The following is a 26,491-nucleotide window of genomic DNA, read 5'->3' as shown; positions in this document are numbered from 1 at the left end:
TGTTTCGTTGATTCTAGCTTATTGAAAAATCGACCTAGAAGCAGGTTTCTACCCAGTGTCTTACCTGATGATCGTCATCGGTGATGGCAATGTAGCGCCATTTGTCGAAGGTTAAACACGGATGTGAGGTTGAGAAAGCAATCATGTCGCCCACCTCAATCTCAGAAGAACCATCGGTTTCAACAAAGGTATGTTGATCCATCACCGCAGTAGAGGTTAAGCCTTTCACTGAGATTGCTTCGCCGTTGCGATAGCCGCGCTCGGCAATCGGTAAACCTGCATCAAAGGCCACATCACGCTTGCCTAGCCCAACCACTAGTTTGGTTGGCTCCGGACGAGAGATTACATACGCCCATACCTCAAGTGCCGATTCTAAATCACCTCCCAATTCGCACGCGTAGCCTTGGTTTACTTGCGCACGTTGCAATACCTTGCTTTGTGCGTCTAGGTAAATGCCTGTGTCGTGAATGGCATAGCAGCCCGGGCGGATAATAGCCAAGTAATCGGTTAGGTTCGCCAAGCATTCTGCCACCACATCATACCAAGCAGACCCTGCGCCAGTGATGATAGGTTGTCCTGCAATTAGGCCATCTGATGCGAGGCTTTCGACCGAAGTGAGCGCCTGATTTAAGAAGGTACGAATGTCTTGTTCTGCATTGTCACCGTGAATCACACCCTCATACACCTCAATACCTGCCAGCGAAAGGGCTGGTGTGTCTTGGATGAATTGAGCCAGTTCTAGAACTTCTTCCGGTGAACGACAACCACAGCGACCGCCCGGTACACCAAATTCGATCAGTACCTTTAGCGTCTGTTTTGTATTAGAGAAATATTGGTTAAGTTGCTGCACGTTTACCGAAGAATCCACACAACAGTAAAAGTCGATATCAAACTCACTGATCAGCTGTTCAACGATCGCCATGTTGGTTTTACCCACCAATTGGTTGGCCATGATGATTCGTTTTGCACCCGCCATAGCGGCAACTTCTGCCTGTGCAGGCGTTGCTACTGTAATACCCCAAGCGCCATTTTCTAGCTGTTGGCGGAAAAAAGCAGGTGTCATGGAGGTTTTGCCATGTGGCGACAATTTAACCTGATGGTGATCGGCGAATGATTGCATCCAATTCAGGTTATTGGTTAAGGCGGATTGTTTGATAATTGCTACCGGGAGCGAAATATCTTCATCAACCAGTCGGTAAATACCGCTCTCAGATTGTGATATTGCTCTCCCTTTTTGGCCTTTTTCAGTCAAGACAAAACTATCTTTTTGATACTTTATAACATCTTTATGTGCAGGGTTATGTTTCATTGCTGATTTCTAACATGATTTAAGTTGTTGTTATTTAATGTTTAAATGTATCCACAATCTGTTTTGTGGTAGAAACTATCACACAAATTAAAATATTATGTGTGTTTTGTCACTGAAAATAATCGGCTGAATTTCTAATATAGCTCCATCAACACAGTGGATTGAGAGAGTGAAAAATGTTGTTCGATACGATAATTAAAAATGTAGAGGTGTTTGATGGCACCGGCGAACAATCGTTTTGTGCCGATGTAGCAATCCGAGATGGAAAAATAGCCGAAATTGGTCAAATCGATCACGAAGATTGTGGCCAGTTGGTTGAGGGAGCAGGCTTAGCATTGGCTCCTGGATTTATCGATGTACATACACATGACGATACCAACGTAATTCGTTACCCAGACTGCCTGCCTAAGATCAGCCAAGGTGTTACAACCGTGATTGTTGGCAACTGTGGCATCAGCGCATCACCAACCGTTTTGGCTGGCGATCCACCTGACCCAATGAATCTTTTAGGTGCGCAGGCTGATTTTAAATACCCAACTTTCGCCGCGTATGCACAAGCGGTAGAGCAAGCTAAACCCGCAGTAAACGTCGCTGCGTTAGTTGGCCATACCACATTGCGCAACCAAGTGATGGACGACCTGCAGCGCACTGCAAGCGAAGACGAAATCGCAGCGATGCAAACCAACCTTGATTTGGCGATGGCGCAAGGCGCATTAGGTTTGAGCTCGGGTTTGGCTTACGCCAGCGCGAAACAAGCGAATGCCAACGAAGTGATGCAGTTAGCGAAAGTGCTTTCTAGTCACGGCGGCATCTATACCACGCATATGCGTACCGAATTTGAAGAGATCTTAAGCGCGATGGAAGAGGCGTTTGAGACAGGACAATACGCAAAAGTGCCGGTTGTTATCTCTCACCTTAAATGTGCAGGTGCGGGCAATTGGGGCAGAACCGTTGAAGTGCTTGATTTGATGGACAAGGTTTCTGAGCACCAAGATGTGTCTTGCGACTGCTACCCATACTCTGCGAGCTCTTCGACATTAGATTTGAAACAAGTGACTGACGATTTCGACATCTTCATCACTTGGTCTGAAGCAAAACCAGAACACGCAGGCAAAACGCTGAAGCAGATTGCTGATGAAATGAATCTCCCCCTGATGGATGCAGCAAAAGCGCTTCAACCAGCGGGTGCGGTGTATCACTGCATGGATGAGAATGACGTAAAGCGCGTATTGAAATACAAATTGACCATGGTCGGTTCAGACGGTTTACCTAATGACCCGCATCCACACCCAAGACTGTGGGGCACCTTCCCGAAAGTGCTAGGCCACTACTGCCGAGATGAAAAACTGTTCTCGTTGCCAGAAGCGATTCACAAGATGACCGGAATGTCGGCTCAGCGTTACAACTTAGCGGGTCGAGGCGAAGTTCGCTGTGGTGCCTTTGCCGATTTAGTTTTATTTGATCCAAAGAATATTAAAGACACAGCAACATTTGAAAATCCTATTTCAGTTGCTCAAGGAATAGAAAGTGTATTTGTAAATGGTGAGTTAACTTACCAGCAAGGAAAAGTAAGAAATAATCGTTCAGGCGTTTTTATTTACCGAAAATAGAATTTAATTATTTATTAAATTCAGGTAATTATAAAAACGGAGAATTAATTTAAATATATTGGAATAGAAACTGTTTTATCTATAAAGCCAATGCTATCTATAAACCCAATATTATCTATAAATAAGTGGAGTTAAAAAATGACTATTAAACGTTACGGTGTTGAAGGCGGTACAGGTACAGGCGGACAACATTTACCATTTGCACGTGCAACTGAAGCAGGTGGTTTCCTATACGTTTCTGGCCAGACACCGATGACAGGTGGTGAAGTGGTTGAGGGTGGCATTGTTGACCAGTCTCGCCTAGCGATCCAAAACTGTGTCGATATCATGACTGAAGCGGGCTACGGCCTAGAAGACGTAATGCACGTAAAGGTTGTGCTAACGGATTCTCGTTACTTCCAATCTTTTAATAAGGTATTCAAAGAGTTCTTCGGTGCTAACCCACCGGCTCGAATCTGCATGGTTTGCGACTTAGTTGTAGACGTGAAGGTTGAAGTAGATGTGACTTGCTACCGCGCCGATCGCGGATAGTAATAACCTAATCACAATTACCTACTTAGAGAGTATTAGGGGTTAGTCATCCCTGTTATTATCCTTTAATACTCTCACCCTACATTTATAAAAATTACTTTAATTAAAAAAGATAAAACCAATAAAGTAATTATATGAAATATAAAATGAATGAATCATAAATAAAGTTCAAGAATGAACTCAATATTTCACTGAGAGGTGTCAAATGAACAGCACACTTTTTCTTACAGGCTTCGGCGTGTACGTATTATTCTTAATTTGGTTAGGCTGGTTTGTCTCGCGTAATCAAAAATCTGGCGAAGATTTCTTATTAGGTGGCCGTGGCCTACCTATGTTCTTAGTACTTGGCACAACAGTAGCGACGATGGTCGGTACGGGTTCAAGTATGGGTGCGGTTGGCTTCGGCTACGCAAATGGCTGGGCAGGTGCTCTGTACGGCATTGGTGGTGCGATAGGCATCCTATTACTTGCACTTTGGTTTGCTCCGGTTCGTAAATTGAACTTCATGACCATGAGTGAAGAGCTGGCTTACTATGTTGGCGCTAACCGCATCGTGAAAAACGTTGTAGGTGTACTGATCTTTGTCGCTTCAATTGGTTGGTTGGGCGCACACATTCTAGGTGGCGGCATGGATAACCTTTACGCTGCGATGGACCCTGCTGCTTCGAGCTTTTTAGCAATCGATAAACTGGGCCTTCTGCCTGCTGTGTCTCTGGCTGTAGTTATTGGTGTGGGTGTTCTTGCGACGCCTTCATTCCGTCAACGTATCTACTCGGGTAAAGACGTATCAACGGTTCGTCGCTCATTTGTTGCATCGGGTGTGTTGTACCTTTTCTTCTCAATTATCCCTGCAATCATTGGTATGGCAGCGCATGCCATTGACCCATCATTGGATAACGCGAACTACTCGTTCCCTTATGTTGCTGCAACGGTTCTTCCGGTTGGCGTTGGCATGATTGTTCTTATCGCGGGTCTTTCTGCAACCATGTCGAGCGCAAGTTCAGATGCGATAGCAGGTGTTTCTATCCTACTTCGTGATGTTTACGTGATGTTCACTGGCCGCGTACCAAACAAAGAGTCAATGGTGAACTACTCTCGCTTGGCACTGATTGTGGTGATTGGTTTTGCACTGTTGTTCGCACTAACGTCAAACGACATCATTGGCTACATCACGAAAATGATTTCAACCGTAATGTCGGGCATGTTTGTGTGCGGTATGTTGGGTCGATTCTGGAAACGTTACAACTGGCAGGGTGCTCTTGCTACGCTAGCGGGTGCATCTGTGGCTTCATTTGTCGTAATGCTAAACGCAGACTACACGGCTTTCTGGGGCAACCCTGTGATTCCTTCTTGTCTAGTGGCTCTAACGGCTGGTGTGCTGGTAAGCCTATGTACTCCGGCTAATCAAGTAACACCAGAAATGGCGAAAGCAATTCTTGATGACGAGCGCGCTCTGATGGAAATGGAATTATCAGACTCAGGTGTGCTTGAAGAAGACGCGTCTGCTCAACGTCCTGCAAATCAAACAAGCTAATCTAAAACGCTCCACAGCGAGTTAGTACAACAAATTCAGTACAACAAGTTGTGGAGTGGTTTAGCTAGCTCAGGCTCTGCTTCTCGGTAGGGCCTTCTTCCCCACTTATCTCTCTATTTTAGGATCTGCTATGCCTGCATCTTCTAACTTCAATATTGCTTTCTTTGGCGAGTGCATGGTCGAAATCAGCGGCTCTCCATTAACCAAAAAGTTCGGCGGTGACACGCTCAATACCGCACTTTACCTTTCACGCTTAACCCAACATCAAAACCTCTCTGTTCATTACGTGACGGGTCTTGGTAGCGATGAGCTGTCTCAAAATATGATTGATAGCTGGCAGCTAGAGGGTATTCAAACCAATTTCGTTGAACGCATTGCGAACAAGCTACCTGGACTCTACATGGTCGAAACCGATGAAACGGGCGAGCGACACTTTCACTACTGGCGCAACGATGCGGCAGTAAAATCTTACTTCCATGCTAATGACTTGAATAAGCTTGAAATCGCTCTGACAGAGAAGCAAGTCGACACGGTTTACATCAGCGGTATCAGTATCGCGATATTGGATGATGCCTCTCGTGAGCGCCTATTCAAAGCCATTAGCGTGTTCTCAAACCAAGGCGGCAAGGTAATTTTTGATAACAACTATCGCCCGCAACTTTGGAGCACCGAGCAAGCTCGACATTGGTATGCCAAGTTACTGCCGTTGGTGGACATCGCACTGATTACCGAAGACGACGACCTGCTTGTCTGGGGGAACTCAGAGAGCGTTCAACAACGTTGCCTTCGTTTGGGTTGCCAAGAGATCGTCATCAAACGTGGCTGTGAGCCATGCAAGATTGTTCAAGTTGAACAGGGCAACATTATTGAGAATTATGTCTCAGCGACGCGTGTTTCTAACGTGGTCGACACCTGTGCTGCGGGCGATTCATTCGCTGCGGGTTATTTAGCTGCGCGTCTTACTGGCGAGAGCGCCACCGACGCAGCCGAACTTGGCCACCAACTGGCTTCCATCGTTATTCAATACTCTGGCGCAATCATCCCCGTGAGCGCTATGAGCCAACTGATTAAAAAATAAAAAGCGGAATTATTATGTCTCAAGAAATGATCAACAAACTTAAGCAATTCAAAGTTATCCCTGTTATCCAAATCAACAAGGTTGAACACGCGATTCCACTGGCAAAAGTGTTGGTAGAAAACGGCCTACCAGTTGCTGAAGTCACATTCCGTACTGAAGCGGCAGCAGACGCGATTCGTGCGATGCGCGATGCGTATCCAGAAATGTGTATCGGTGCCGGCACAGTATTAACGCCAGCGCAGATCGACCTTGCGAAAGAGTCGGGTAGCGAATTCATCGTAGCTCCGGGCCTGAACCCAAACACCGTAAAACGCTGCCAAGAGATCGGCATGCCAATCGTTCCGGGTGTAAACAACCCAAGCCAAGTTGAGCAAGCGCTAGAGCTTGGTCTTAACTTCTTGAAGTTCTTTCCTGCAGAAGCGTCTGGTGGCATCAACATGGTGAAGTCTCTGCTAGCGCCATACGTTGATGTGTCTTTAATGCCAACGGGCGGTATCGGTAAACACAACGTGAATGACTACTTAGCAGTGGATCGCGTGGTGTGCTGTGGTGGTACTTGGATGGTGTCGCCAAAGATGATCGAGAACGAGCAATGGGACGAGATTGCAGTATTGGTTCGTGAAGCGGTCGCTCTTGTTAACGAGCAATAAGCTTGTGCGCTCATTCGTTTTTTAACAGGCGACAAGCTTTGAGCTTGCAACAATTTTTGAACTAGCGATAACAAGCTTTCGAATCAGAGATAACGAGCAATAGCAGTGGCTGATGGTTCTGTTTTGTGAATCGCCTCCGATAAACAAAACAGAACCATATTTATATAGGAAAACTAATAATGAAAAAAACTATATTATCCCTATTGATATCCGGTTCAGTAGTTTCTCCAATGGCTTTAGCAATGGCTCCAAATACAGACTTGAATTTAATGCCTTACCCACAAACTGTGGAATTAAAATCAGGCCAAGTGAAAGTAGATGGTAATTTTAAAGTTTATATCAAAGGCTTTAATTCTGATCGCGTTGAGTACACGGCGAAACGCTTTATTGATCGCCTTGAGCGCCAAACTGGTGTGCCGATTCTAAATTGGCAGGTTGATAATGAAGACGAAGCGAACCTGATCATAGATATCGACGCGGCGCCAAAATCTGAAGTACAAAACATTGATTCTGTGGAGTCCTACAAAATTACCACTCAGGGTGAACAAATCACGCTGAGCTCTCCAAGCCCATACGGCTCAATTCACGGCATCGAAACCCTTTTACAGCTCGTTGAAACCTCAGCGACTGGCTACCATATTCCTGCCGTAACCATTGTCGATGAGCCTCGCTTCCGCTGGCGTGGTGTTTCTTACGATACGTCACGTCACTTCATTGAATTCGATGTGTTGATTCGTCAGCTAGATGCGATGGCGTCGGCGAAGATGAACGTGTTCCATTGGCACTTCTGGGACGACCAAGGTATTCGGATTCAAACTGAATCATGGCCGCGTCTGTGGTCTGAGATTGCTGATGGTAATTACTACACCAAAGACCAAGTTCGCTACCTAGTTGAATACGCGCGTAATCTTGGTATTCGTGTGATTCCTGAGGTGTCTCTTCCGGGTCACTCTTCTGCGGTTGCTCACGCTTACCCGCGTTTGATGTCGGGCGGTGAAGGGCAAAACTACGAGCAAGAAAGAGGGTGGGGCGTGTTTGAACCTCTCATGGATCCACTGAACCCAGAAGTCTATGAGATGCTTGGTGATGTGTTTGATGAAGTGACCGAGCTGTTTCCTGATGAGTACTTCCACATTGGTGGCGATGAGCCGAATTATGCACAGTGGAAAAACAGTGAAAAGCACCAACAGTTCATTGAAGAAAACAATATCGATGGCGAGCGTGGTCTGCAGTCTTACCTCAATGTAAAAGTTGAGAAGATGCTGGAAGAGCGTGGTAAGAAGATGACTGGTTGGGATGAAATTTGGCATAAAGATCTGCCGACTTCGATCGTGATTCAAAGCTGGCAAGGGCACGATAGCATTGGTCGCGCGGCGAAAGAGGGCTACCCAGGTATTCTTTCTACGGGTTATTACCTAGATCAACCTCAGCCGACGAGCTACCACTATCGCAATGACCCAATGCCAAGTGGCATCACGGTTGACGATAAGCTGCACAGTGGCGAAAAGTTCGTGACGTATCAATGGGAGAAGCGACGTTCAAAAGGCGGCCCACGTAAGGGAACACTTACTATCATTGAAGCTAAGGACGGCACTTTCCGCGCATTCAGTGATTACAACGGCAAGTCTCGCGAAGAGATCTTCATCCTTGATTATGTGCCAGGTAAAACCTTTGTTGGCCACTTCGATAACTTTATGTCGTACACCGAGTTCAACCTGAATCTGAATTCAAATGGTTTTGCCGAAGGTAGTTACCAATTGGTCGGTAACGTGCGTTGGCCAACCACAGGTGAAGTGATTGCGAGCAGCGATGTTGAAGGCAGTGTGATTCCAGAACCGAATGGCGGTTACCCAGCAGAATTAACCGACAAAGAAAAAGAACTTATCCTAGGTGGCGAAATCACTATGTGGCTAGAAAATAAAGACAGCCACACCGTTGAAAACTATCTATGGCCACGCAGCTATGCGATTGCAGAGCGTTTTTGGTCTGATGCTGAATTGACTGACGAGCGCAGCATGTACAAGCGTATGAAAGCGATGGATATATGGTCTGAAGTGTCGGTTGGCCTACGTCATCATGCGGATGCGGACATGCTGTTAAAACGTATTGCGAAAGGACAAGATATCCACGACCTACGCGTGCTTGCTAAATACACCGAGCCAGCACAGTACTACGCGCGCAACTGGGAAAAGTGGAACTCCACTGAACCTAAGGGCACTTTATACAGCCAATACGAGCGTCTAAACCGCTTCGTTGATGCGTTGCCAGTGGAAAGCTACGCTGTGTATGAGATGCAAGATTTGGTCAATGAAGTGGCGACAGGCAATCAACAAGCGCTTGAGCAACTCGCTCAGCATTATCAACAAGCAAAAGCGGCTGCATTCGCAGCTAAAACTGTCTTCGCAGGCAATGTGTCTTCGGTAGAGACTGTGGTTGTCGCAGAGAAAACTGCGGAAGTCGCAGACTTAGCATTAACCTTGATTGCTAAAGCGCAAGCGGGTGAAAAAATTCGATCATCAGATGCGAATGCTTACCAAGCGATACTGTCAGATTCAGCGAAAATCTACGATGAATCGATCATTGCGATTGTTCGCCCGACAGAGCTCTTGTTGAAGCAGTTAGCTGACTAAGCCGTTTACGGATTAGCGAATAAGTCACACGCCAATAATTGAATCAAAACCGCCTTCTGTGGGCGGTTTTTTTGTTTTAGTTTTTCAATCGGATGGGAATTCTAAACTCTATGTAAGCGGCTACTTACAATCACTATCACTATCAATATTCTGTAGCGTTAACGTGAATGTCATGCCTTGATCTGGGTTGTTCTTGGCTATCAAGGTACCTTGCATATCTCGCACGTTGTTTGCTGTGATTGCCAAGCCGAGACCCAAACCTTCGCCCATCTTTTTGTTGGTATGGAAGGGTTCGAAAATGGTTTCGAGTTGGTTTTCTGACACGCCACAGCCATTATCTTGCACCTTGATGATCACACGTTGTTGATCGGTATGAGCACTGATAACAATGGTCGCGGGTGTTTGATTCTGCGTAGCGTCCACAGCGTTTCTCAATAGGTTGCCAAGCACTTGGCGAAGTCGTGCCTCTTCTCCCATCACCATCGAAATATTAGAGGCGACACGCACACGAATATCGACGTTTTCCAGTTCGGCTTGATGAATACGTAGGGTTTCTTGCAGTGCGTCGGTGAGTGAAACTGGATAGGGCTTCTCAAGTCTTTTAAAGGCGAACGACTTCAATTGACTGGTCATGTTGGCCATTCTGTCGATGAGGCTCATGACTAAGTCCATGTTCGCTTTCAACATCTTGGTCTCGCCTCTTTCCATCAGCAATTGATTACTTGAAAGCAGGGTTTTTAGACCAGTAAGCGGTTGATTCAGCTCATGAGTAATCGCACTCGACATACGCCCTAATGCGGCAAGTTTGCTTGATTCCACCAGTTCTTGCTGCGCGTCTTTGAGATCTTGGGTTCGCTCTTCTACTCGCAGTTGAAGCGTCTTATTGGCGTTTTGAACCGCAATTTCTGCTTTCTTACGCTTACTGATGTCGATCACCGTACACAGGTAATAAGGCGTTGAGTGCCAAGGGAACGAGCTAATAGAGAACAAAACAGGGAAGTAACTGCCATCACTGCGCCTTGCCATGGTTTCGACGCTGGTGATCTCGGCCAGTTCTTGGTGTTGTTCCAAGTTTTTGAGTAACTGCAACGTGGTCGAATTCGGATTACCTGCTTCAAATAATTGCCACGCCTTGATGTTGCTGATCATCGAATCAGAAAGGCAAAAGTAGTTCTTCGCCATCAGGTTAATATCATGGATATGGCCATGCTTATCGATCAATACCAACCCGACATGCGTCTTATTAATCATTCCAGACAGTCGTTTCTCAGACTCTTCGATGAGCTTTTGGATTCGCAGATTACTGAGCTTTTTCTGACGCCTTTGATAAAGAATAACCAGCAATAGCAGAATGAAAAGACAGCCAACCGCCACACTCCAGCTGATCCAGTTAGTGGTCTGGTTGAGGCTGGTTAATGGCGTTAGGTAGGTTAAACGCCAATTGAGGTCATCTAACTTGATGGATTGGATAAGGTAGTCTTTATCTTGCAGTCGCCACACGCGAATATGGGTTTGGTCATACAGCTCACGTTTTGTCGCTGTCGGCTGAGAATTGAAAGTGTCATTGAACCAGTCGGCACTCAGCCTGTTGTCACTGGAGAGAAAGAACTGATCACGAGGGTTCTGGAACAGGATCGCTTCACCATCGGCGAACCATTGATCGGTTAACAATGACAAATCGATTTGCACCGCGACAATGCCAACCACATCAGAGGCTCGATAAACGGGCGCGGCAATAAAGTAATCGGGTGTCACGCCTTTGTTTTTTGTCACCACCGAAATAGCACCACCTTGCTGGTGGATCTTAGAGATAATCGTGTTGGCGTTCTTTTTGCTCAGCTTGCTTCTTTCGACACTCGATACCAATAAATTACCTTCGCCAGAAAGCAGATACCAGCCCTTGGTGTTGGCGGCTTTATCCAATTGAATCAGCTGCTTCTTAATGCGTTTTTCTAGGCGGGCTTCACCATCAATGAAACGCACACTGGTTTCATCATTGGTTACTAGGTAGGGCAGATAATAGAAGCGTTTCAGGGTTCGTCTGGCTTCGGCAATGTATCCGAGGAAGCGCTGTTCGGCATAGCGCTGGGCTTGTTCGAGCTTCCATTGGCTTATGCCACTTTTGGTGGTTACCTGAACCAAACCAATTAATAAACAGGCACATAGGAATAACCAATATCGATTGTTATTCATCATTGCTGATCAAATCCTTTTAAAACTAGTGACTTGAGAAGGTTTTATGTTTGCTTTTTAAGCGAATGGAGAGTGAGACAAGTTGAAGCTAACAAACATTATAAAACTGTTAAAGGAGTGTTATTCAAAGTGGGATCTAGCTCCTTTTCGTCTGCGGATTTTTTACATACCGTGGGCGATATTATTCTGATGTAAGTGGCGGAACCAAACTATGCAGCGTATAGCTTTGATTGAAGATGATGCAATTGTGCGTCAAGCAACCAGCCAGTGGTTACAATTAGCGGGCTTCGATGTCACCGCATTTGAGGTTGGGCAAGATGCGTTAAACGCGGTAGAGCAGGGTGACTTCCAAACCATCATTAGTGATGTGCGTTTACCAGATATTGATGGTGTTAAACTGCTAGGGCGCTTTAAACATCTTGTGCCAGACGTGCCTGTCATCTTGATCACGGGTCATGGTGATGTCGATATGGCGGTGAAAGCATTACAGCAAGGCGCGTATGATTTCATTGAAAAGCCATTCGACCCAGAACGTTTGTCTCAAACGGTATCGGAAGCGGTCGACAAACATCAAAGTGGCCAAGACAGAAACAGTCGTCAGAACTATCTGGATAATCTGAAAGGCATTGAACAGGTGCTGATTGGTCGCAGTAAAGTGATGTGTGAATTGCGAGAGCAGATACAAAAAGTCGCCTCGATTGATACCAATGTGATCATTTATGGTGAAACCGGCTGCGGTAAAGAGCTAGTCGCTTCTTGTTTACATGAGTTTAGCCTGCGTAAAACCCATCCGTTTGTACCGCTAAACTGTGGCGCGATTCCAGAAAATCTCTTTGAAAGCGAACTGTTTGGACACGAAGCAGGTGCGTTTACTGGTGCCGCCAAGCGACGTATTGGTAAGCTTGAATTTGCCGACAAAGGCACGGTGTTTCTCGATGAAATAGAGAGCATGCCACTGTCGATGCAGGTCAAAGTGCTGCGTACCTTGCAAGATAATGTTGTCGAACGCGTGGGTGGTAATCAGCAACAACATGTTGATCTGCGAGTGGTCTCTGCCTCGAAAAGCGATCTATTGAATCACCCCGATTTTCGCCAAGACCTTTTCTATCGTTTGAACGTTGCCCAACTGCATCTGCCTCCCCTTAGCGAACGAGAAGACGATGCTTTGATCCTTTTCGAACACTTCACTCAAGAAGCGAACAGTGAAACCCGAGTTGCCAGTGAGGCCGATCGTTATGCCTTGTTGTCGTATGCGTGGCCGGGCAATGTGCGTGAACTGCGTAATGTCGCGATTCGTTTCGCACTGGATGAAAGCCTGACTGTTGGCGATATTTTGGCGTGTCGCCCCAACTCTGTCACAGAGTCCACAACGGCGGGCATCCCATTGGCGGTTCAAGTGCAGAGCTTTGAGCGGAAAGTGATTCATGATGCGCTAGTGCGTTATCAGGGGCGCATCAATGATGTTATGCAAGATTTGGATTTACCTCGTCGAACATTAAACCAAAAGATGGTGCGTTATGCGTTGAACCGAAGCGATTATGTCGATTCGTAATTGATGATGAGATTAGAAGTGTTGTCTGGAATCAATGAGCAAAAAATGGCTCATCAGATATTTATCATTTTATAAACATTGATCACGCAAATGTAACACAGTGTGACTTGGCTACCTTTAAACCGATGTTATTCGCGGTTTGGGATAAGCAAAAAATAGCTCATTGATTCGTAGTCAAATAAGCAAGAAATGGCTTACTTTAGGTGGCTTTTGAAATAAATATCAATAAAAACAGTAATTTAAAAATTGGCATTGTGCTTGCTATCTAGCAATTGTTGTTAACAAAAATATAACGTGAATAACTCTACATGGAGAGTAATAATGAAATACAACAAGCTAGTTAAAACTTTAGCAATCGCAATGGCCTCTATTGGCCTTATCAGTAACGCCTCAGCTCAAGAAGATCGCAGCTACATTTTAGCGACGGCCTCAACGGGTGGGACTTACTATCCGGTAGGTGTTGCTCTAGCGACATTGAGTAAAGTTAAGCTTGCGCCAAAGCAGCACTTTTCTTTGGCGGCTATCAGCTCTGCAGGATCGGGCGAGAACGTGAAACTTCTCAATGAGAACGAAGCACAGTTTGCCATTCTGCAAGGTTTGTATGGCGCGTGGGCGTGGCAAGGGCTTGGTCCATATGAGAAGTCAGGCAGTCAAAAACAACTGCGTTCAGTCTCTATGCTATGGCAAAACGTTGAACACTTTATTGTGCGCTCTGATCTGACGGAAACGGGCACCATGAGTGATTTAGAAAATCTAAACGGCAAAAAATTCTCTATCGGTAAAAAGAACTCAGGTACAGAGAATTCAGGACGCCAGATCATGCAAGGCCTGTCGGTTAACCCAGAACAATTTAAACTCGCCTTTATGGGTTACGGCGGCAGTGCCAGCGCACTACAAAATGGCACCATCGATGGTATGAATACGCCCGCTGGCGTGCCTGTTGGTGCGGTAACTCAAGCGTTTGCAGCCTTGGGTGAAGACATTCAAATCCTGTCGTTTACTGATGCGCAAATCAAACAAGCGAACGGTGATTACAATATCTGGACCAAGTACGAGATCCCTGCTAACACTTACCCAGGTGTTGATAAGCCGATCACCACTATTGCTCAACCCAACTTCCTAGCGGTTCGTGAAGACATCTCTGAAGAAGACGTGTACCAGCTGACCAAAGCTATCTACGAAAACCTACCTTTCCTACAAGGTATCCACAAAGCAACCAAAGCAATGGCACTCGAGAAAGGGATTGCAGGTCTGCCTGTTCCACTTCACCCGGGCGCTGCACGTTACTACCAAGAAGTGGGCATCGATGTCCCTTCTGAGTTGATCGTTAACTAACGGTTTTCGCTGAATGACGGTTTACGTTAGCTAAACAAAGACACCCTTCGTGACTTAATTGCTTGGTGCACGTTCGCTCAAGAATGTGTTCGTGCACCTCCTCACTTTATGGATTTTCTCTTCGTGTTTGCTGCGGAGAGCAGGAGTTTTCTATGAGCGATTCGCTGCAGCAGGAACTGAAAAAATTTGAATTGCCGACCCGAACGGATTTTCCGTGGGTAGGCAAAGCGATAACAACCATGGGAGTAATTCTTTCCCTATTACACATTTGGTTTAACACCTTATCTACCTTGCCAGAGCTTTGGATCTCAGCGACCCACTTTGCTGGTTTTGCGATCATTTGTGCGCTCTGGTATCCCGCCCATATCTCGCTGAAAAAGAGCAAGATCGCTCTGGCGGTCGATATCGGCATTGCCTTGGCGGCTTTGGCTTGTCTTATCTACATTCCCTTTGCAGAAGATGCTTTGTATGAGCGAGGGGTTAAGTTCATCGCCAGTGATTGGTTCTTCTCTATTTTGGCGATCGCCATCGTTATTGAGCTGATTCGTCGTACCATGGGCTGGTTTATTCCGGTGCTTATCTTGGTGTGTTTGAGCTATGTGGTGCTGTGGGGACAATGGACCAGCGGTATTTTCCACTTCCCGGGCTTGAGCCTTGAAACACTGCTTTATCGAAGCTTTTACTCATCAGAAGGGATGTTCGGTTCTATCTCAAGAATCAGCTGGACCTTCGTGTTCATGTTCATCCTATTTGGCGCATTCTTAGTGCGTTCGGGTGTCGGTGATTACATCATTGATGTGTCTCGCGCAGCGGCTGGCAAAGTTATTGGTGGCCCGGGCTTCATCGCGGTAATTGGCTCAGGCTTGATGGGCTCGGTGTCCGGTTCGAGCGTAGCAAACACCGTATCGACGGGCGTGATCAGTATTCCTTTGATGCAAAAGGCCGGCTTCCCTTCGCGTTTCGCGGCCGGTGTTGAAGCGGCCGCATCGACGGGCGGGCAGTTGATGCCACCAGTGATGGGTGCAGGTGCGTTTATCATGGCGTCTTACACGCAGATCCCTTATGTCGACATCATTGCAGTATCCTTCTTACCTGCGCTTATCTACTTTTTGTCGGTGGCCTTTTTTGTGCGTATTGAAGCAAAACGCAGTGGCGTGCAAAAAGTCACTTCTGGCTGTGAACCTCTATTGAAGGTCTTGCTGTCGGGCTGGCATAACTTGATCCCATTAGCGGTGTTGGTGACTTTGTTGGTGAAGGGCTTCACACCGACTTACGCAGCGGGTATCTCGATTCTGTCTGTCGTCGTGGCTTCATGGTTCTCTAAAAATCACAAAATGGGTCCAAAGGCGATCATCGAAGCGCTTTCTCAAGGCGCGAAAAACATGGCGACCACGGCGGTGTTGTTGGTGGGCATTGGCCTCGTTATCAACGTGATCAGCACGACGGGTATTGGTAACACCTTCTCATTGATGATCAACAGCTGGGCGAACGGTGATTTGTTGGTGATGATAGCCTTAATCGCACTGGCATCTTTGATTCTGGGTATGGGCTTACCGGTAACCGCGGCTTACATCGTGTTGGGTACTCTGTCGGCTCCTGCCTTATACAAACTGATTGCTGAAAGCCAGTTGCTAGACTTGTTGGTTTCGGGTCAGTTACCTGAACAGGCGAAAGCTATCTTCATGTTGGCGGCGCCAGAAAAATTAGATTTACTGAATGCGCCAATGGCACTCGAAACCGCCAAAGAGATGATTGCGTTAGTCCCTGCTGATTTTGTCGAAACTCTGCTTGAGCAAAGCTTGGGCTTAGAAGCGATCAGCCTTGCACTGCTTTCTGCACACTTGATCATTTTCTGGCTATCGCAAGACAGCAACGTAACCCCGCCAGTTTGCTTAACCGCATTTGCTGCCGCGACCATTGCTAAAACGCCACCAATGAGAACCGGTTTAATGGCATGGAAGATCGCAAAAGGCTTGTACTTAGTGCCATTGTTGATTGCCTACACCAACTTAGTAAGTTGGGATGTGACCTCCGTTTTGGTCACGGGTGGTTTTGCTATTATTGGTACTTACGCGTTTGTTGCTGCGATTGAAGGCTATCTAGAAAATAAAATTAATCTGCTGACTCGTGCTGTGTTAATCGTGCTGGGTGTGGCATTAGTTTGGCCTGATATTTCAGTCGTGATTCGCCTAGTGTGCGTTGCACTTTTCGTTGGTCTCTTTATTCACACGGCTCGTCAATACGATGCTAATCAAGTGAAGAAGGAATCGGAAGATGAGCAAGAATCTTTGCCTCAAACCGAACCTGACACTGTCGCGTCTTCCCTATAATTAAAAGGATTGAATGTAGGAATATTATGAACTCAACATACGACTATATTATCGTTGGTGGTGGCATTGTTGGTGTGTCGACGGCATGGCAATTACAGCAAGCTCACCCTGATAAAAGTATCCTTTTAGTCGAAAAGGAGCGTGGCTTCGCGCAGCACCAAACGGGCCATAACAGTGGTGTGATTCACGCTGGCGTTTACTACGCTCCGGGCAGTTTAAAGGCGGATTTTTGTAAGCGTGGCGTAGAGCGCACCATCGCCTTTTGCAGTCAGCACGATATCCCTGTCGAAAACTGTGGCAAGCTGTTGGTCGCGACCAATGAGCAGGAAGTGGAGCGCATGAACAAGCTCTATCAACGTTGTCATGATAACGACATTGATGTCGACCTCTTAGATCAAGCGCAGCTGAAACTTGCCGAGCCGAACATTACGGGCTTGGGCGCGATTTATGTCAAAACCACCAGTATCGTCGACTACAAAAAAGTCACCGAAGTGATGGCCCAAGAGTTTGTTGAAGCGGGTGGCAAACTTAGCCTTGGTACTGAGGTGATTATGGCAGATGAGCAAGAAGATGAGGTGCAGTTAACGTGCAAAGTAGATGGTCAAACTCTACAACTGAACAGCCGATTCTTGATCACTTGCTCTGGTTTGATGGCCGACAGAATGACCAGCATGCTTGGCATTGAAACCGACTTCCAAATCGTCCCATATCGCGGTGAATATTATCAGTTGGATGCTAAACACAACCAAGTGGTGAATCATCTTATCTATCCTATCCCTGACCCAGAACTGCCTTTCTTGGGCGTGCATTTAACACGCATGATTGATGGCTCCGTAACAGTAGGGCCAAATGCAGTTCAAGGCTGGAAGCGAGAAGGTTATGGCAAGCTTAACTTTAGTTTCAAAGACACTTGGCAGATGCTGAGCTTTGCGGGCTTTTGGAAAGTGACTGCGAATAATCTAAAAACCGGTTTGGTCGAGTTTAAAAACTCGTGGTGGAAGCCGGGCTATCTAAAGTTGGTTAATAAGTACTGCCCTAGCATTACGGTGTCAGATTTCAAACCTTACCCAGCAGGCATTCGTGCCCAAGCGGTTCTCAAAGATGGCACTTTGGTTCATGATTTTCTGTTTGCCGAAAGCCCAAGAAGCTTGCATGTGTGCAATGCACCATCGCCAGCAGCGACTTCGGCAATGCCGATTGGTGAGTACATTTGTGGCAAGGTGATGCGTAAAACCGCAAGCTAATAGCGCTAGATTAGCGAATCTCAGTAATAAAAAAGACCATCATAATGATGGTCTTTTTGTATTTAATCGCTCGTTAAGAACATAACCTGAGAAGACGGTGCATTACGCTATAGACAAGTGCATTACGCCATCGACAGGTGCATCACGCTACAGGCAGTAGAGGGAACTGCGATTTCTAAGGGAGACTTCTTCACCATTAAAGCTATCGTATATATGGATATCGGGTTCAGCCTTCAGATAACGACTAGGGCTTTTTACCTCTCTCATCTTGATGTAGTTTCTGTGTGGCGATATTTTTTCAAGCGCTTCTACTCGATAGTAAGTGTTGGGCTTAGCGAGTATTTCAGCTTCATCCGGTTTGAACGTGTAAGCATTGATCGCTCGACCTGCTGACTTTAACTCAATTTTGAATTGAGCTGCAGAGGCGCCTTCGTAAACGCCAGCAGACGAAAAGTTCTTGGCAACACTCGGTAATGTCGAAGCCGATAAAAACGCTTTCTCGTGCAGAATGTCACCGATGTTGAGCTTTTCCAGTAGCGAGTTCTTGATTGATGAACCTCGATAAACGGTACCCTTGTAGTTGGGTAATTTATTCATCACATTCCGCATATGAAAGACTCGCGACTTTAATGTACGACCAAACATTTCTGACAAATACCCTTCAGGTTCTCCCGCCCTCATGTATTCATTGACCACGTCGTGATCCACTCGGCCATAGTTTTTGATTGCGGAATACTCTTCTGGCACCATCTTTTTTTCTGCTTTTACATGGTGCGTCGTTGCCCAATCCATCAAGTCATCCGCAATTTGTTGTTGCGCCTGATAGGAGAGTGAACGCCCTTTAAACTCAGGAAACTCCTCACTTAGTGCCGAAAAACTTGTCATTAAAGAGAGACAAAGCACTCCAATAAATTTTTTCATTGCTTGATCCTTAGTTTATGTGCAAACGAGAGAGTGCCAAAATGATGCTTCTACTTCTTCGCCTGAATAGAGGTTATATTTCTGAGTATTTTTGACGGCAGACGCCTTCACTGTCTCAACGCCGATGTAGGTATGGTTAGAAGTTCGCTCTATCTGGGTGATTCGAAAGTGTGCATTTGGCGCAAATAGAACCTCTGCTTCTTTGCTGTATTCCGAAAGCCCTGCAATGGTGTGACCCCCTTGATTGATCTTTACTTCAAACAGCACTCGCTTGAGCCTTTGTGGGGAGTTGGGATGCACTACCGAAAAGCGCTTAGCGACTTCTGGGAGAGTAGAGGTTGAAGTAAATGCTGGCTCGACCAACACGTCCCCCTCTTCGAGCTTGTTAAGCAGAGATAGTTTTACCCAAGTCCCTCGATAGGCGGTCCCTTTGTATTTTGGCAGCTTGTTGAGAGCCGATTTAACCGTGCGAATGTACTGCCTCGCATCCGCCCCCGCGACGCCCCATGTTGAGGTGTCAGTTGCTCTTAGGTAGTCATTAGCGGTCTGATAGCCGGAAATTGAAAAGTCTTCCACAGCTTCCTTTTCATTGGCAGTTATGAAGGAGTAGCGCCAACCATTGGAAGCCTTTGACCAGTCGTTGAAGTCTTCTGCTAGCTGGGTGACCTCTTCCTCTGAACGGTTTGGCTGTTTGAGCGCATCAAACGGTTGAGAGAAGGCAGTCAAGCTCAGACAACAGAGAAGTAATAAAAAACGAGTATTCATAGTGTCCGCCCTTTATTGGTATTGGTAGCTGTTAGGGCTTAAATCACATGGAATGCCGAAATTGTTCTGATTGATGACGGCAAACTTCAACGCCCCAAACATATTGAGCTGTTGGCGAGTGACGGCGTCGTACCATTCTGAGATAGGTGAAATCCAATACAGGTCATCATCAGCCGCAACATCAAGCAGTGCACTCTTAAGGTATGGGTAGTAAATTATGCAGCTGCGACCCGGTTTATCGGTAAAGTTTTCGTTGGTGTTACTTAATTTATCGAGCTGTTGATTGAGTTCAGACGTTGGGTTAAAGATGGCGTCAATAGAGCGCACGATACGGGCATCGTAGCTATCAGGGATGATGTCTGAAATCAGGTAGCGCATCAGGTGCGCAGGCAGCATCTCTGAAAACAGAGCGGTGACTTCACCTTCCCCAGAGGCGTAGTGCCCAGTAGAGATATGTTGAGAGTGGATGATCGACGTATAGCGCTGGAATTGGCCCACTTGTGAATGTAGCCACTCAACACTGTTGCTGTCTGAGACACTGATCGCTTCAGCAAGACGAGTTTTTACGATCCCTTTCGCGAGTTGCAGCGTGTTGCCTTCCAGATGAGCAAGATCCAGTGAGGATGATTTCAGTGCGGAATAAATCAGTGGTGCATTTTTTTGGAGATCAATGCTACCTGGGTAAGTGAAGCTATAAAATTCGACAGCTCTCTTAGCTTGCCATTCGCTTTCTAGCGCAGCGGTAATCAAGCTACCAAGCTTTTGATAGCGCTTTGAGTGCACATAGGCGCCTTTGCCTGAGTAGTTTGCGTGCCAATTGTTGATGTAATGCAGCGACGCTTGTCGTGAAAGACTCTCTTTTTGAAGGTAAGACAAGCTCCACCCAGCACATGCGCTACCGCCACCACATTCACCTTCAAGCATTGCGCTTGAGTCCAGTAACCAGTGATAAACCTGTTGTTTATCGAATTCGGCTTGTTGTTTTAGGCGCTGCTGCGCAGAAAAGTTCAAGATCTGTTGCTCTAACCAATGCTCCTCGTCTTCTGAGTTCCAGCCATCGGCAATTAAGGTGCTTAACGTATCGAAAAGAACTCGCTTCACCGCTTCTTTATTCGGCGGGTAGATTTGCGCAATAACCGTATCTTCAGACGGATTAAACGGGCGAGTTTCCGCTGGTATCCAAGCATATTCGACACAGCCACGAAAATTCGGGTCTCCTCCGAGAATACCAATACGAACGCACTTTCTGTAGCCGCTTTGGAGAATAATCTCTTTGTTGCGTATTTCTTGTGTGGTCGCAGGACGGCCAAGAATACTGCGTGTCATTTCGTCAATGGCATTGCGCTCGGCTTGTCCCTTGAAGAAATTATGCATGGTCTCTACAGAGCCTGAGCGGAATAGTCGTTCAACGGCGATTTCACCTTGTGTGAACATCTCTTTTTGCAACTTACTCTTGAGCAAATTGACATGGTTGTCCGCGGTTTCAATGATCTGGGTTTTGGCTGCAAGTGTGCGTGTATAAAGCTGTTGAACTGCAGCTTGGTCAAGTCCTTCAATTTGACCTGTTCGTAACTCATTCAGTTTGGCAATTGCTTGATCTAGAAGATTCTGCTGACAATGCTGAAGTTTGGCCAGTGCGCGGTTCGCTTGGCGTTTTGAAGGTAATGCTGGTGGTAGGGAATTACTCTCTTCAGCATCATGCTCAGGATAAAGGTCTGCCAGCACTCGAGTTTCCTCGTTACAGCTAGCGGCAATATCTGATGCAAACAGACGAGAGTCTTTATGGTCGAGAGCCAGTTGGCTAAACATGGCTTTGCGTAGCTCGTGGTCGACCGCGGTGATGAGCTCTTCCGCCATAATGGTCTGAGCCTTTACCACTTCTTGATAATGCTGCTGGTATTTGAGGGCAAGATCGGTGGCAAAGCCGCGTGCTACGGCGTTCCACATTGCTTGCTGGTCTGAGGCGAGTTCGGCCCAATAAATTTTGTCTCTTAAATCTTGCTGGGTGACGAGATCCTCATGAACGTGATAACTGTAATGGTTACCTGCTGCAGTTCTATCCCAGCGACTACTCAAAATTTGGCGGTCGATCTCCCTCGCGGGAAGTTTTAAAACGCCAAACCAATCGACGAGCCCCATTACTGTAGCAAATCGGTCGTAAGAGGTACGTGATTCATCTTGGAAGCTAGTTGCGACCTCATTTGCCCAAAGTCCAACGGCTACCGCGTCGCCAATCGGTCCCAGAGCTTCTAATGCACCTTGCGCTAGCCCTGTCGTTGAACGGCCCAAAGTGTCCATCAGTCTTGCTGCTTCCTCAGGTGCTAGCGTAACGGCTGAGGCGGGTCCTGTTTCTAGCAAGGTGGCAGTTTCAGGGAAAACATCACTGGCTTCAGAGAGAGAGGGTTTTAAGTCGACTATGTGCTCTGGCGATGATGGAAACAGGTTTTCAGGAGTAATGCCTTCACCGAAGGCATCATAGTTTTTCTGTCGGATCTGATGAAAGCTTTCGCTGTCCAAGACGTTATATTCGTCTCCGATGTTACAGACCTGAAAGGCATTGACGTTTGATGAAATCATAGCAGTAATGAGTGCTAATCTTTTTAACTTCATAGGTTTATCCTTATTGTTAGCGAAGTTATATGCTTAATTTAGAAAGCAAAAAGCCTCTCCTTGCCGAGATGGAAAAGAGATAACTAGAGGTTGTTGTGTGGGGTACTTCGAAAAATCGTTTACTCAAATCACCCAGGTGGTGATTTGAGGTTTAGCTATGGTGTTGTGATTAGGGGAGCCGTTTCCCCTAATCAGTCGTTATTGAATCTTGCTGAGATTAATGGTTTAGCTTAAAGGTACTGACTGCTTGCGTGAGCTTCTCAGACAGTGCAATAAGCTCCGACGCTTTCTCTTGGTTCGATGCAGACAAGCTGTGTGTCTCACGGGCTTTGTCATTGACGTCAACGATACTCTGGTTGATTTCGCCTGCGACAAGGGTTTGCTCTTCAGTCGCTGTGGCTATCTGTGTATTCATGTCTTCAATGACGGTGATAGAGCTCGAGATTTCATTGAGTGAAGCCTGCGCTCGTTTCGCATTCTCCATGGTGACATTTGATGCTTCTCGGTTCATCTGCATCATATCCATAGAGCTATTGGCTTCATGCTGCAATGAAGTAATCACCTCTTGAATCTCATTGGTGCTCTGTTGAGTGCGGTTGGCTAGGTTACGGACCTCGTCAGCAACAACCGCGAAACCTCGGCCTTGCTCACCTGCTCGTGCAGCTTCAATGGCAGCGTTAAGGGCAAGCAGGTTGGTTTGGTCTGCAATGTCTTTGATCACGTCCAATACGGTGCCAATACTTGAGGTTTTCTCACCTACGGTGTTGATGACGTCGGAAACTTCTTGAATCCCTTGAGAGAGGCTCACAATACTGTGATTTACAGTATCAAACGTTTGATTGCCAGACTGTGCTTCTTGCGCTGCTTGCATCGCCGCTTCTGAAGCTCGGTGAGCGTTTTGTGCGACTTCATCTACAGCGACCGACATTTCGTTCATTGCCGTCGAAGTTTGCTCTAACTGTTCCATTTGCGAGGCAGAACTGGCATTCACGCTGTCGGCTGCGTTGGTTATGCCTTCGGCAAAGGTAAACAGGTTGTTCGATGAGTTACGGATAGTCTCAATTGTGGTGCTCAGCTCATTGACCATATCGTTAACTGCAGCATTGATACCAATCGCTTTGCCCTGTTGTTGTTTGATTGCGGTAAAGTCACCAGAGGCCACTTTAGCTACTGTCGCTTCAATTTCGCTTGGCTCTCCACCGAGTGGGCGGTAAACCAAAACTTCAATAACGTAGTACACGCAACCCGCGCAAATAAGCAGTAGCGTCAAAGAGGTGATCAGAGTTTCAGTGAGGTTATCTTTTGAGTCTTGATTAACATTGGTCTCTTTATCCCACGCCCATACACTCCAACCAAGGCCTTTGATGTTAGCGGCTGATGCCAAGAACTCAGTGTTTTGATAAACATATTCAAAGCTTTCTTCACGAGAGGTATCTCGATTTTTGAAAGATGGAATTTCGTTGAAGATATTTTTTCCTACCACGGATGAGCTTTGTGCCGCTAAGATAAAACCATCTTCACGAGTGACAAAGATCTTGTTGTTCGTGGTGAGGTGTTCTGTGAACTTGCTGAGATCTTCAACCAAGATGTTAAGCGCGACAACACCCACAATTTTGCCTTGTTTGTAGATCGGCATGGCGAGGGACATCACCTGATCACCTGTTGTCGCTAGATAAGGGCGAGTAATGATCTTGTCTTGGCCGCTCATACCTTTCAAAAACCATTCACGTTGTTTGGTTTTGGCATTAAAGTTTTCGATGATGCCATTGGTTTTTGACGAGTAAGAAGTGCCATCCGCTAGAGAAAAGTAGATGTTAGTAACCTTGGTTGAGCTCATGGCACTATGGAGAGTTGTGATTGCTCGTGAGGTGTCGACCTGACCACGCTCATCGAACGACAGCTCATTGCTCACTACTTTCAAAATATCAAAGTAGCGATTAATTTTTTGTCCGATAGTATCTGCGATAAGTTGAGATTTATATCCCAACTGTTTCTTATAACTTATCGTCGAAGAAGTTTCGAAATTCTTCCAGCTTAAAAAGCTTGTCGTCATGATTAACATGACAGTTAGCCCCATAATAGAAAGCATTATTTTTAGTTTAGCACTCATAACTTGTTCCAATATAAGTAGTGTTGATTATTTTTGATTTTTCTTATCATTCAGATAAATGTCTGAATAGAAATAATATAACACTTATAAAATGCGCATATAACTCTGGATTATTTATAGATAATATACATCTAGTTAATATATGCAATATTTATTAAATGCATTGAGATCCTATTTATTTGGTGTATGGAGTGCTTATTTTAATTGGACCGGTGTCTCGTAATTGAGCTGGTCTTACTTGTTGTTTATATTGGTTGTTTATTTGTTGTCTTGAGTTCGCTTCTTGGTTTTACCCTTATTTATAATAGGTATATAGCGTTGACTTACTTTAAATAAATCATTAAATGAAAGTTTGTGTAATTATATTTAAATTGTTTAGAGACTTAGGTGGTGGGTATTATATTCTCGTGGTTAGAGAGCAATAGAATAAGCATTAACTAATTAAGTGATCGCTTTATTATTCGTGTTGGTTATTTATAGAATTGAATATAAGGTAGGCGTGTTGGGAGTAAGGGGTTCAAATTACTTAATTAAAATATAATCTCTTATTTACATTCAGGGATGCTTAATTAGCTTTTGGTGAAGTAACTATTTTCATTTACATCTACATCTATGTTGCCACTGACAAAAAACGCAGCCAGTCAGCTGCGTTATGTTTTTTGCCTAAGTGGTTAGCCAATTGGTTGGCCGAGTAAACCTAGTGATTAGTTACAGCCAATCCGGCACAAAGTTAGCGACGATGGTGACATCGTTAAAGTTACGGTAGCCGCGCACCATGATGTTGAATTCCCCCGCAGGTTTGTTCAATACACATTGCTCGTTGCTGCTGTTCTGGTATGGACGGCAATCGTAGCTTGCTTTCGATACGGTACCATTATGTTTCACGTAAAGGTCGGCATCGCCACTTCGAGGGCCGGTTAATGTTACCGTTAACTGACCTGCACTTTCCGTCGTAAATGTGAAGAATTGCTCTTCACCATATCCAGCAGTAAGACCTTCAACAGGCACGTCATTTTGCAGCTCTTTAGGACCTGCAACAGGCGAATCAAGGCTGGTTTCGACAAGGTAAGCAATCGCCAGTTTGGCGAACTTGGTCGCGTGTGTCGCCGTTGGATCTGAGTTCTCAAGCGTGTCGTGCTCTGTATGAATACTTGGGTTGTAATCATTGAACATGCTTTCGAATGGCATGGCAGCTGGGTAGCCAACATTGTGCCAAGAGGCGTGATCAGAACAGGCATAACCACAATCATCAAAGCCGTAACTGATCTCACTAGCGTAAGTGTCGATCAGCTCGCTTAAGTAGGCGGTGAGGTTACTGTCGGTATAGTCTGTGATGAAGGTGATATCGTGCGCTGAACCGTTGTAGTTGGTCATGTCTAATTGCAGTACCGATACAACGTTTGCTTGCTCATCTCTTAAAGCGTTGGCGACATCTTGTGAGCCACGCAGCCCGACTTCTTCTGCAGCATAACCATAGAACTTAATGGTCTTATCTGGTTGAATACCGCTGGCGATCATCAGGCGAAGCGACTCTGTTACCGTTGCAATGCCAGACGCATCATCATCGGCTCCCGGTGAGATGGTGCCTTCGCTTGTCCAAGATCCAACGGTCGAATCAAGGTGCCCACCAACCACGACGATCTCTTCAGGATATTTAGCGCCAAGCAGTGTCACTTCAACGGATTTCTGTGGGTATTCGGCATGCGTGATCTGGCGTGCAGACGCATACGGCACATCCTTAATTTCTGTTTCCCAACGCTCTAAAAGCCAATCTGAAGCAGCGACACCAGTAGAAGTAGTATAAAAACGGTTGGTGAAGTTGGTTAGATTTTCAATGGTCGTGACCATGTTGTTCGGCTCGACCTGAGCGAGTAGGTCGTTCACTGTGTCTTGATGGCTGATCTCCGGCTTTTCGAAGCTGCTCATTGTCAGTGGCATCGCTGCGGCTTTGAGTGCGCTTGCTTGTAAGCGTTCACCGAGGTATCTTGACTTACCATTCCTGAAGAAGCATGTGCAGTTTATAGATCAAAAACGTTCGGGTACGGTTTCTTCTCAACGACTGACGTGATGATTTCACTCAGAACTGACA

16 protein-coding genes and 1 pseudogene are annotated in these 26,491 nt (G+C 46.0%); 10 read left to right on the top strand and 7 right to left on the bottom strand.

The genetic code is table 11. The annotated features are described in order from the left end of the window. Window positions 1-34: 34 nt before the first annotated feature. On the bottom strand, window positions 35-1,309 hold the full coding sequence (locus tag H5300_RS13500) for an amino acid deaminase (RefSeq protein WP_182796170.1): 1,275 nt from the start codon (window positions 1,307-1,309) through the stop codon (window positions 35-37). Window positions 1,310-1,485: 176 nt separating this feature from the next. Between H5300_RS13500 and H5300_RS13495 the strand changes: the two genes are divergently transcribed. The 6 genes from H5300_RS13495 (at window position 1,486) to H5300_RS13470 (ending at window position 9,342) form a co-directional block, all read left to right on the top strand. Further along, complete coding sequence (locus H5300_RS13495) at window positions 1,486-2,919, top strand: amidohydrolase family protein (RefSeq protein ID WP_182796169.1); 1,434 nt, start codon at window positions 1,486-1,488, stop codon at window positions 2,917-2,919. Between the two features lie 138 nt (window positions 2,920-3,057). After that, the gene (locus H5300_RS13490) at window positions 3,058-3,450 is read left to right on the top strand and encodes a RidA family protein (protein ID WP_065607420.1); all 393 of its coding nucleotides are present in this window, start codon (window positions 3,058-3,060) and stop codon (window positions 3,448-3,450) included. Window positions 3,451-3,655: 205 nt separating this feature from the next. After that, entirely contained in the window at window positions 3,656-4,984 is a 1,329-nt protein-coding gene (locus H5300_RS13485; RefSeq protein WP_182796168.1) for a sodium:solute symporter family protein, read from the top strand. A 130-nt stretch (window positions 4,985-5,114) separates the two neighbouring features. Further along, window positions 5,115-6,062 carry a sugar kinase gene (locus H5300_RS13480; protein ID WP_182796167.1) on the top strand — a complete coding sequence of 316 codons (948 nt, stop codon included), beginning with the start codon at window positions 5,115-5,117 and terminating at the stop codon, window positions 6,060-6,062. A 14-nt stretch (window positions 6,063-6,076) separates the two neighbouring features. After that, a complete protein-coding gene (locus tag H5300_RS13475; RefSeq protein WP_017084927.1) occupies window positions 6,077-6,712 on the top strand; it encodes a bifunctional 4-hydroxy-2-oxoglutarate aldolase/2-dehydro-3-deoxy-phosphogluconate aldolase in 636 nt (211 codons plus the stop codon). A gap of 179 nt (window positions 6,713-6,891) precedes the next feature. After that, the gene (locus H5300_RS13470) at window positions 6,892-9,342 is read left to right on the top strand and encodes a family 20 glycosylhydrolase (protein WP_182796166.1); all 2,451 of its coding nucleotides are present in this window, start codon (window positions 6,892-6,894) and stop codon (window positions 9,340-9,342) included. A gap of 120 nt (window positions 9,343-9,462) precedes the next feature. Here the strand turns inward: H5300_RS13470 and H5300_RS13465 are convergent, their stop codons facing one another. After that, a complete protein-coding gene (locus H5300_RS13465; RefSeq protein WP_182796165.1) occupies window positions 9,463-11,538 on the bottom strand; it encodes an ATP-binding protein in 2,076 nt (691 codons plus the stop codon). Window positions 11,539-11,746: 208 nt separating this feature from the next. Between H5300_RS13465 and H5300_RS13460 the strand changes: the two genes are divergently transcribed. The 4 genes from H5300_RS13460 to lhgO all read left to right on the top strand — a co-directional run bounded on the left by H5300_RS13460 (window position 11,747) and on the right by lhgO (window position 17,996). Next, a complete protein-coding gene (locus H5300_RS13460) occupies window positions 11,747-13,087 on the top strand; it encodes a sigma-54 dependent transcriptional regulator (protein WP_182796164.1) in 1,341 nt (446 codons plus the stop codon). A 321-nt stretch (window positions 13,088-13,408) separates the two neighbouring features. Further along, window positions 13,409-14,422 carry a TAXI family TRAP transporter solute-binding subunit gene (locus tag H5300_RS13455; protein WP_048610053.1) on the top strand — a complete coding sequence of 338 codons (1,014 nt, stop codon included), beginning with the start codon at window positions 13,409-13,411 and terminating at the stop codon, window positions 14,420-14,422. A 152-nt stretch (window positions 14,423-14,574) separates the two neighbouring features. After that, window positions 14,575-16,752 (top strand): TRAP transporter permease, encoded by a 2,178-nt coding sequence (locus H5300_RS13450; protein ID WP_061021047.1) that lies wholly within the window; start codon window positions 14,575-14,577, stop codon window positions 16,750-16,752. A 26-nt stretch (window positions 16,753-16,778) separates the two neighbouring features. Continuing rightward, on the top strand, window positions 16,779-17,996 hold the full coding sequence (gene lhgO, locus H5300_RS13445) for an L-2-hydroxyglutarate oxidase (protein WP_061021045.1): 1,218 nt from the start codon (window positions 16,779-16,781) through the stop codon (window positions 17,994-17,996). Between the two features lie 147 nt (window positions 17,997-18,143). On the opposite strand, the gene H5300_RS13440 is transcribed toward lhgO, so the two are convergent. The 5 genes and pseudogenes from H5300_RS13440 to H5300_RS13420 all read right to left on the bottom strand — a co-directional run. Beyond that, window positions 18,144-18,917, bottom strand: coding sequence for an ADP-ribosyltransferase (locus H5300_RS13440; RefSeq protein WP_182796163.1), 774 nt, complete (start codon window positions 18,915-18,917; stop codon window positions 18,144-18,146). 15 nt (window positions 18,918-18,932) lie between these two features. Next, complete coding sequence (locus H5300_RS13435; RefSeq protein WP_182796162.1) at window positions 18,933-19,682, bottom strand: ADP-ribosyltransferase; 750 nt, start codon at window positions 19,680-19,682, stop codon at window positions 18,933-18,935. Between the two features lie 12 nt (window positions 19,683-19,694). Further along, a complete protein-coding gene (locus tag H5300_RS13430; protein WP_182796161.1) occupies window positions 19,695-22,292 on the bottom strand; it encodes a hypothetical protein in 2,598 nt (865 codons plus the stop codon). 217 nt (window positions 22,293-22,509) lie between these two features. After that, window positions 22,510-24,402, bottom strand: a complete 1,893-nt coding sequence (locus H5300_RS13425) for a methyl-accepting chemotaxis protein (protein ID WP_182796160.1) — start codon at window positions 24,400-24,402, stop codon at window positions 22,510-22,512. A gap of 708 nt (window positions 24,403-25,110) precedes the next feature. Beyond that, window positions 25,111-26,367 (bottom strand): annotated as a pseudogene (locus H5300_RS13420) (M28 family metallopeptidase); the annotation flags it as partial. Window positions 26,368-26,491 lie beyond the last annotated feature (124 nt).

It is taken from the genome of Vibrio sp. SG41-7 (assembly GCF_014164465.1).
Taxonomy (GTDB): domain Bacteria; phylum Pseudomonadota; class Gammaproteobacteria; order Enterobacterales; family Vibrionaceae; genus Vibrio; species Vibrio splendidus.
The sequence above is the reverse complement of the archived record's forward strand: the minus strand, read 5'-3'. Positions and strand labels throughout refer to the sequence as shown.

Excerpts from the sequence above, each read along its gene's own strand:
- H5300_RS13425 (WP_182796160.1), bottom strand. The coding sequence starts at position 24,402 with ATGAGTGCTAAACTAAAAATAATGCTTTCTATTATGGGGCTAACTGTC.
- H5300_RS13465 (WP_182796165.1), bottom strand. The coding sequence starts at position 11,538 with ATGATGAATAACAATCGATATTGGTTATTCCTATGTGCCTGTTTATTA.
- H5300_RS13435 (WP_182796162.1), bottom strand. The coding sequence starts at position 19,682 with ATGAATACTCGTTTTTTATTACTTCTCTGTTGTCTGAGCTTGACTGCC.
- H5300_RS13450 (WP_061021047.1), top strand. The coding sequence starts at position 14,575 with ATGAGCGATTCGCTGCAGCAGGAACTGAAAAAATTTGAATTGCCGACC.
- H5300_RS13430 (WP_182796161.1), bottom strand. The coding sequence starts at position 22,292 with ATGAAGTTAAAAAGATTAGCACTCATTACTGCTATGATTTCATCAAAC.
- H5300_RS13470 (WP_182796166.1), top strand. The coding sequence starts at position 6,892 with ATGAAAAAAACTATATTATCCCTATTGATATCCGGTTCAGTAGTTTCT.
- H5300_RS13485 (WP_182796168.1), top strand. The coding sequence starts at position 3,656 with ATGAACAGCACACTTTTTCTTACAGGCTTCGGCGTGTACGTATTATTC.
- H5300_RS13480 (WP_182796167.1), top strand. The coding sequence starts at position 5,115 with ATGCCTGCATCTTCTAACTTCAATATTGCTTTCTTTGGCGAGTGCATG.
- H5300_RS13440 (WP_182796163.1), bottom strand. The coding sequence starts at position 18,917 with ATGAAAAAATTTATTGGAGTGCTTTGTCTCTCTTTAATGACAAGTTTT.
- H5300_RS13460 (WP_182796164.1), top strand. The coding sequence starts at position 11,747 with ATGCAGCGTATAGCTTTGATTGAAGATGATGCAATTGTGCGTCAAGCA.
- H5300_RS13455 (WP_048610053.1), top strand. The coding sequence starts at position 13,409 with ATGAAATACAACAAGCTAGTTAAAACTTTAGCAATCGCAATGGCCTCT.
- H5300_RS13500 (WP_182796170.1), bottom strand. The coding sequence starts at position 1,309 with ATGAAACATAACCCTGCACATAAAGATGTTATAAAGTATCAAAAAGAT.
- H5300_RS13490 (WP_065607420.1), top strand. The coding sequence starts at position 3,058 with ATGACTATTAAACGTTACGGTGTTGAAGGCGGTACAGGTACAGGCGGA.
- H5300_RS13495 (WP_182796169.1), top strand. The coding sequence starts at position 1,486 with ATGTTGTTCGATACGATAATTAAAAATGTAGAGGTGTTTGATGGCACC.
- H5300_RS13475 (WP_017084927.1), top strand. The coding sequence starts at position 6,077 with ATGTCTCAAGAAATGATCAACAAACTTAAGCAATTCAAAGTTATCCCT.
- lhgO (WP_061021045.1), top strand. The coding sequence starts at position 16,779 with ATGAACTCAACATACGACTATATTATCGTTGGTGGTGGCATTGTTGGT.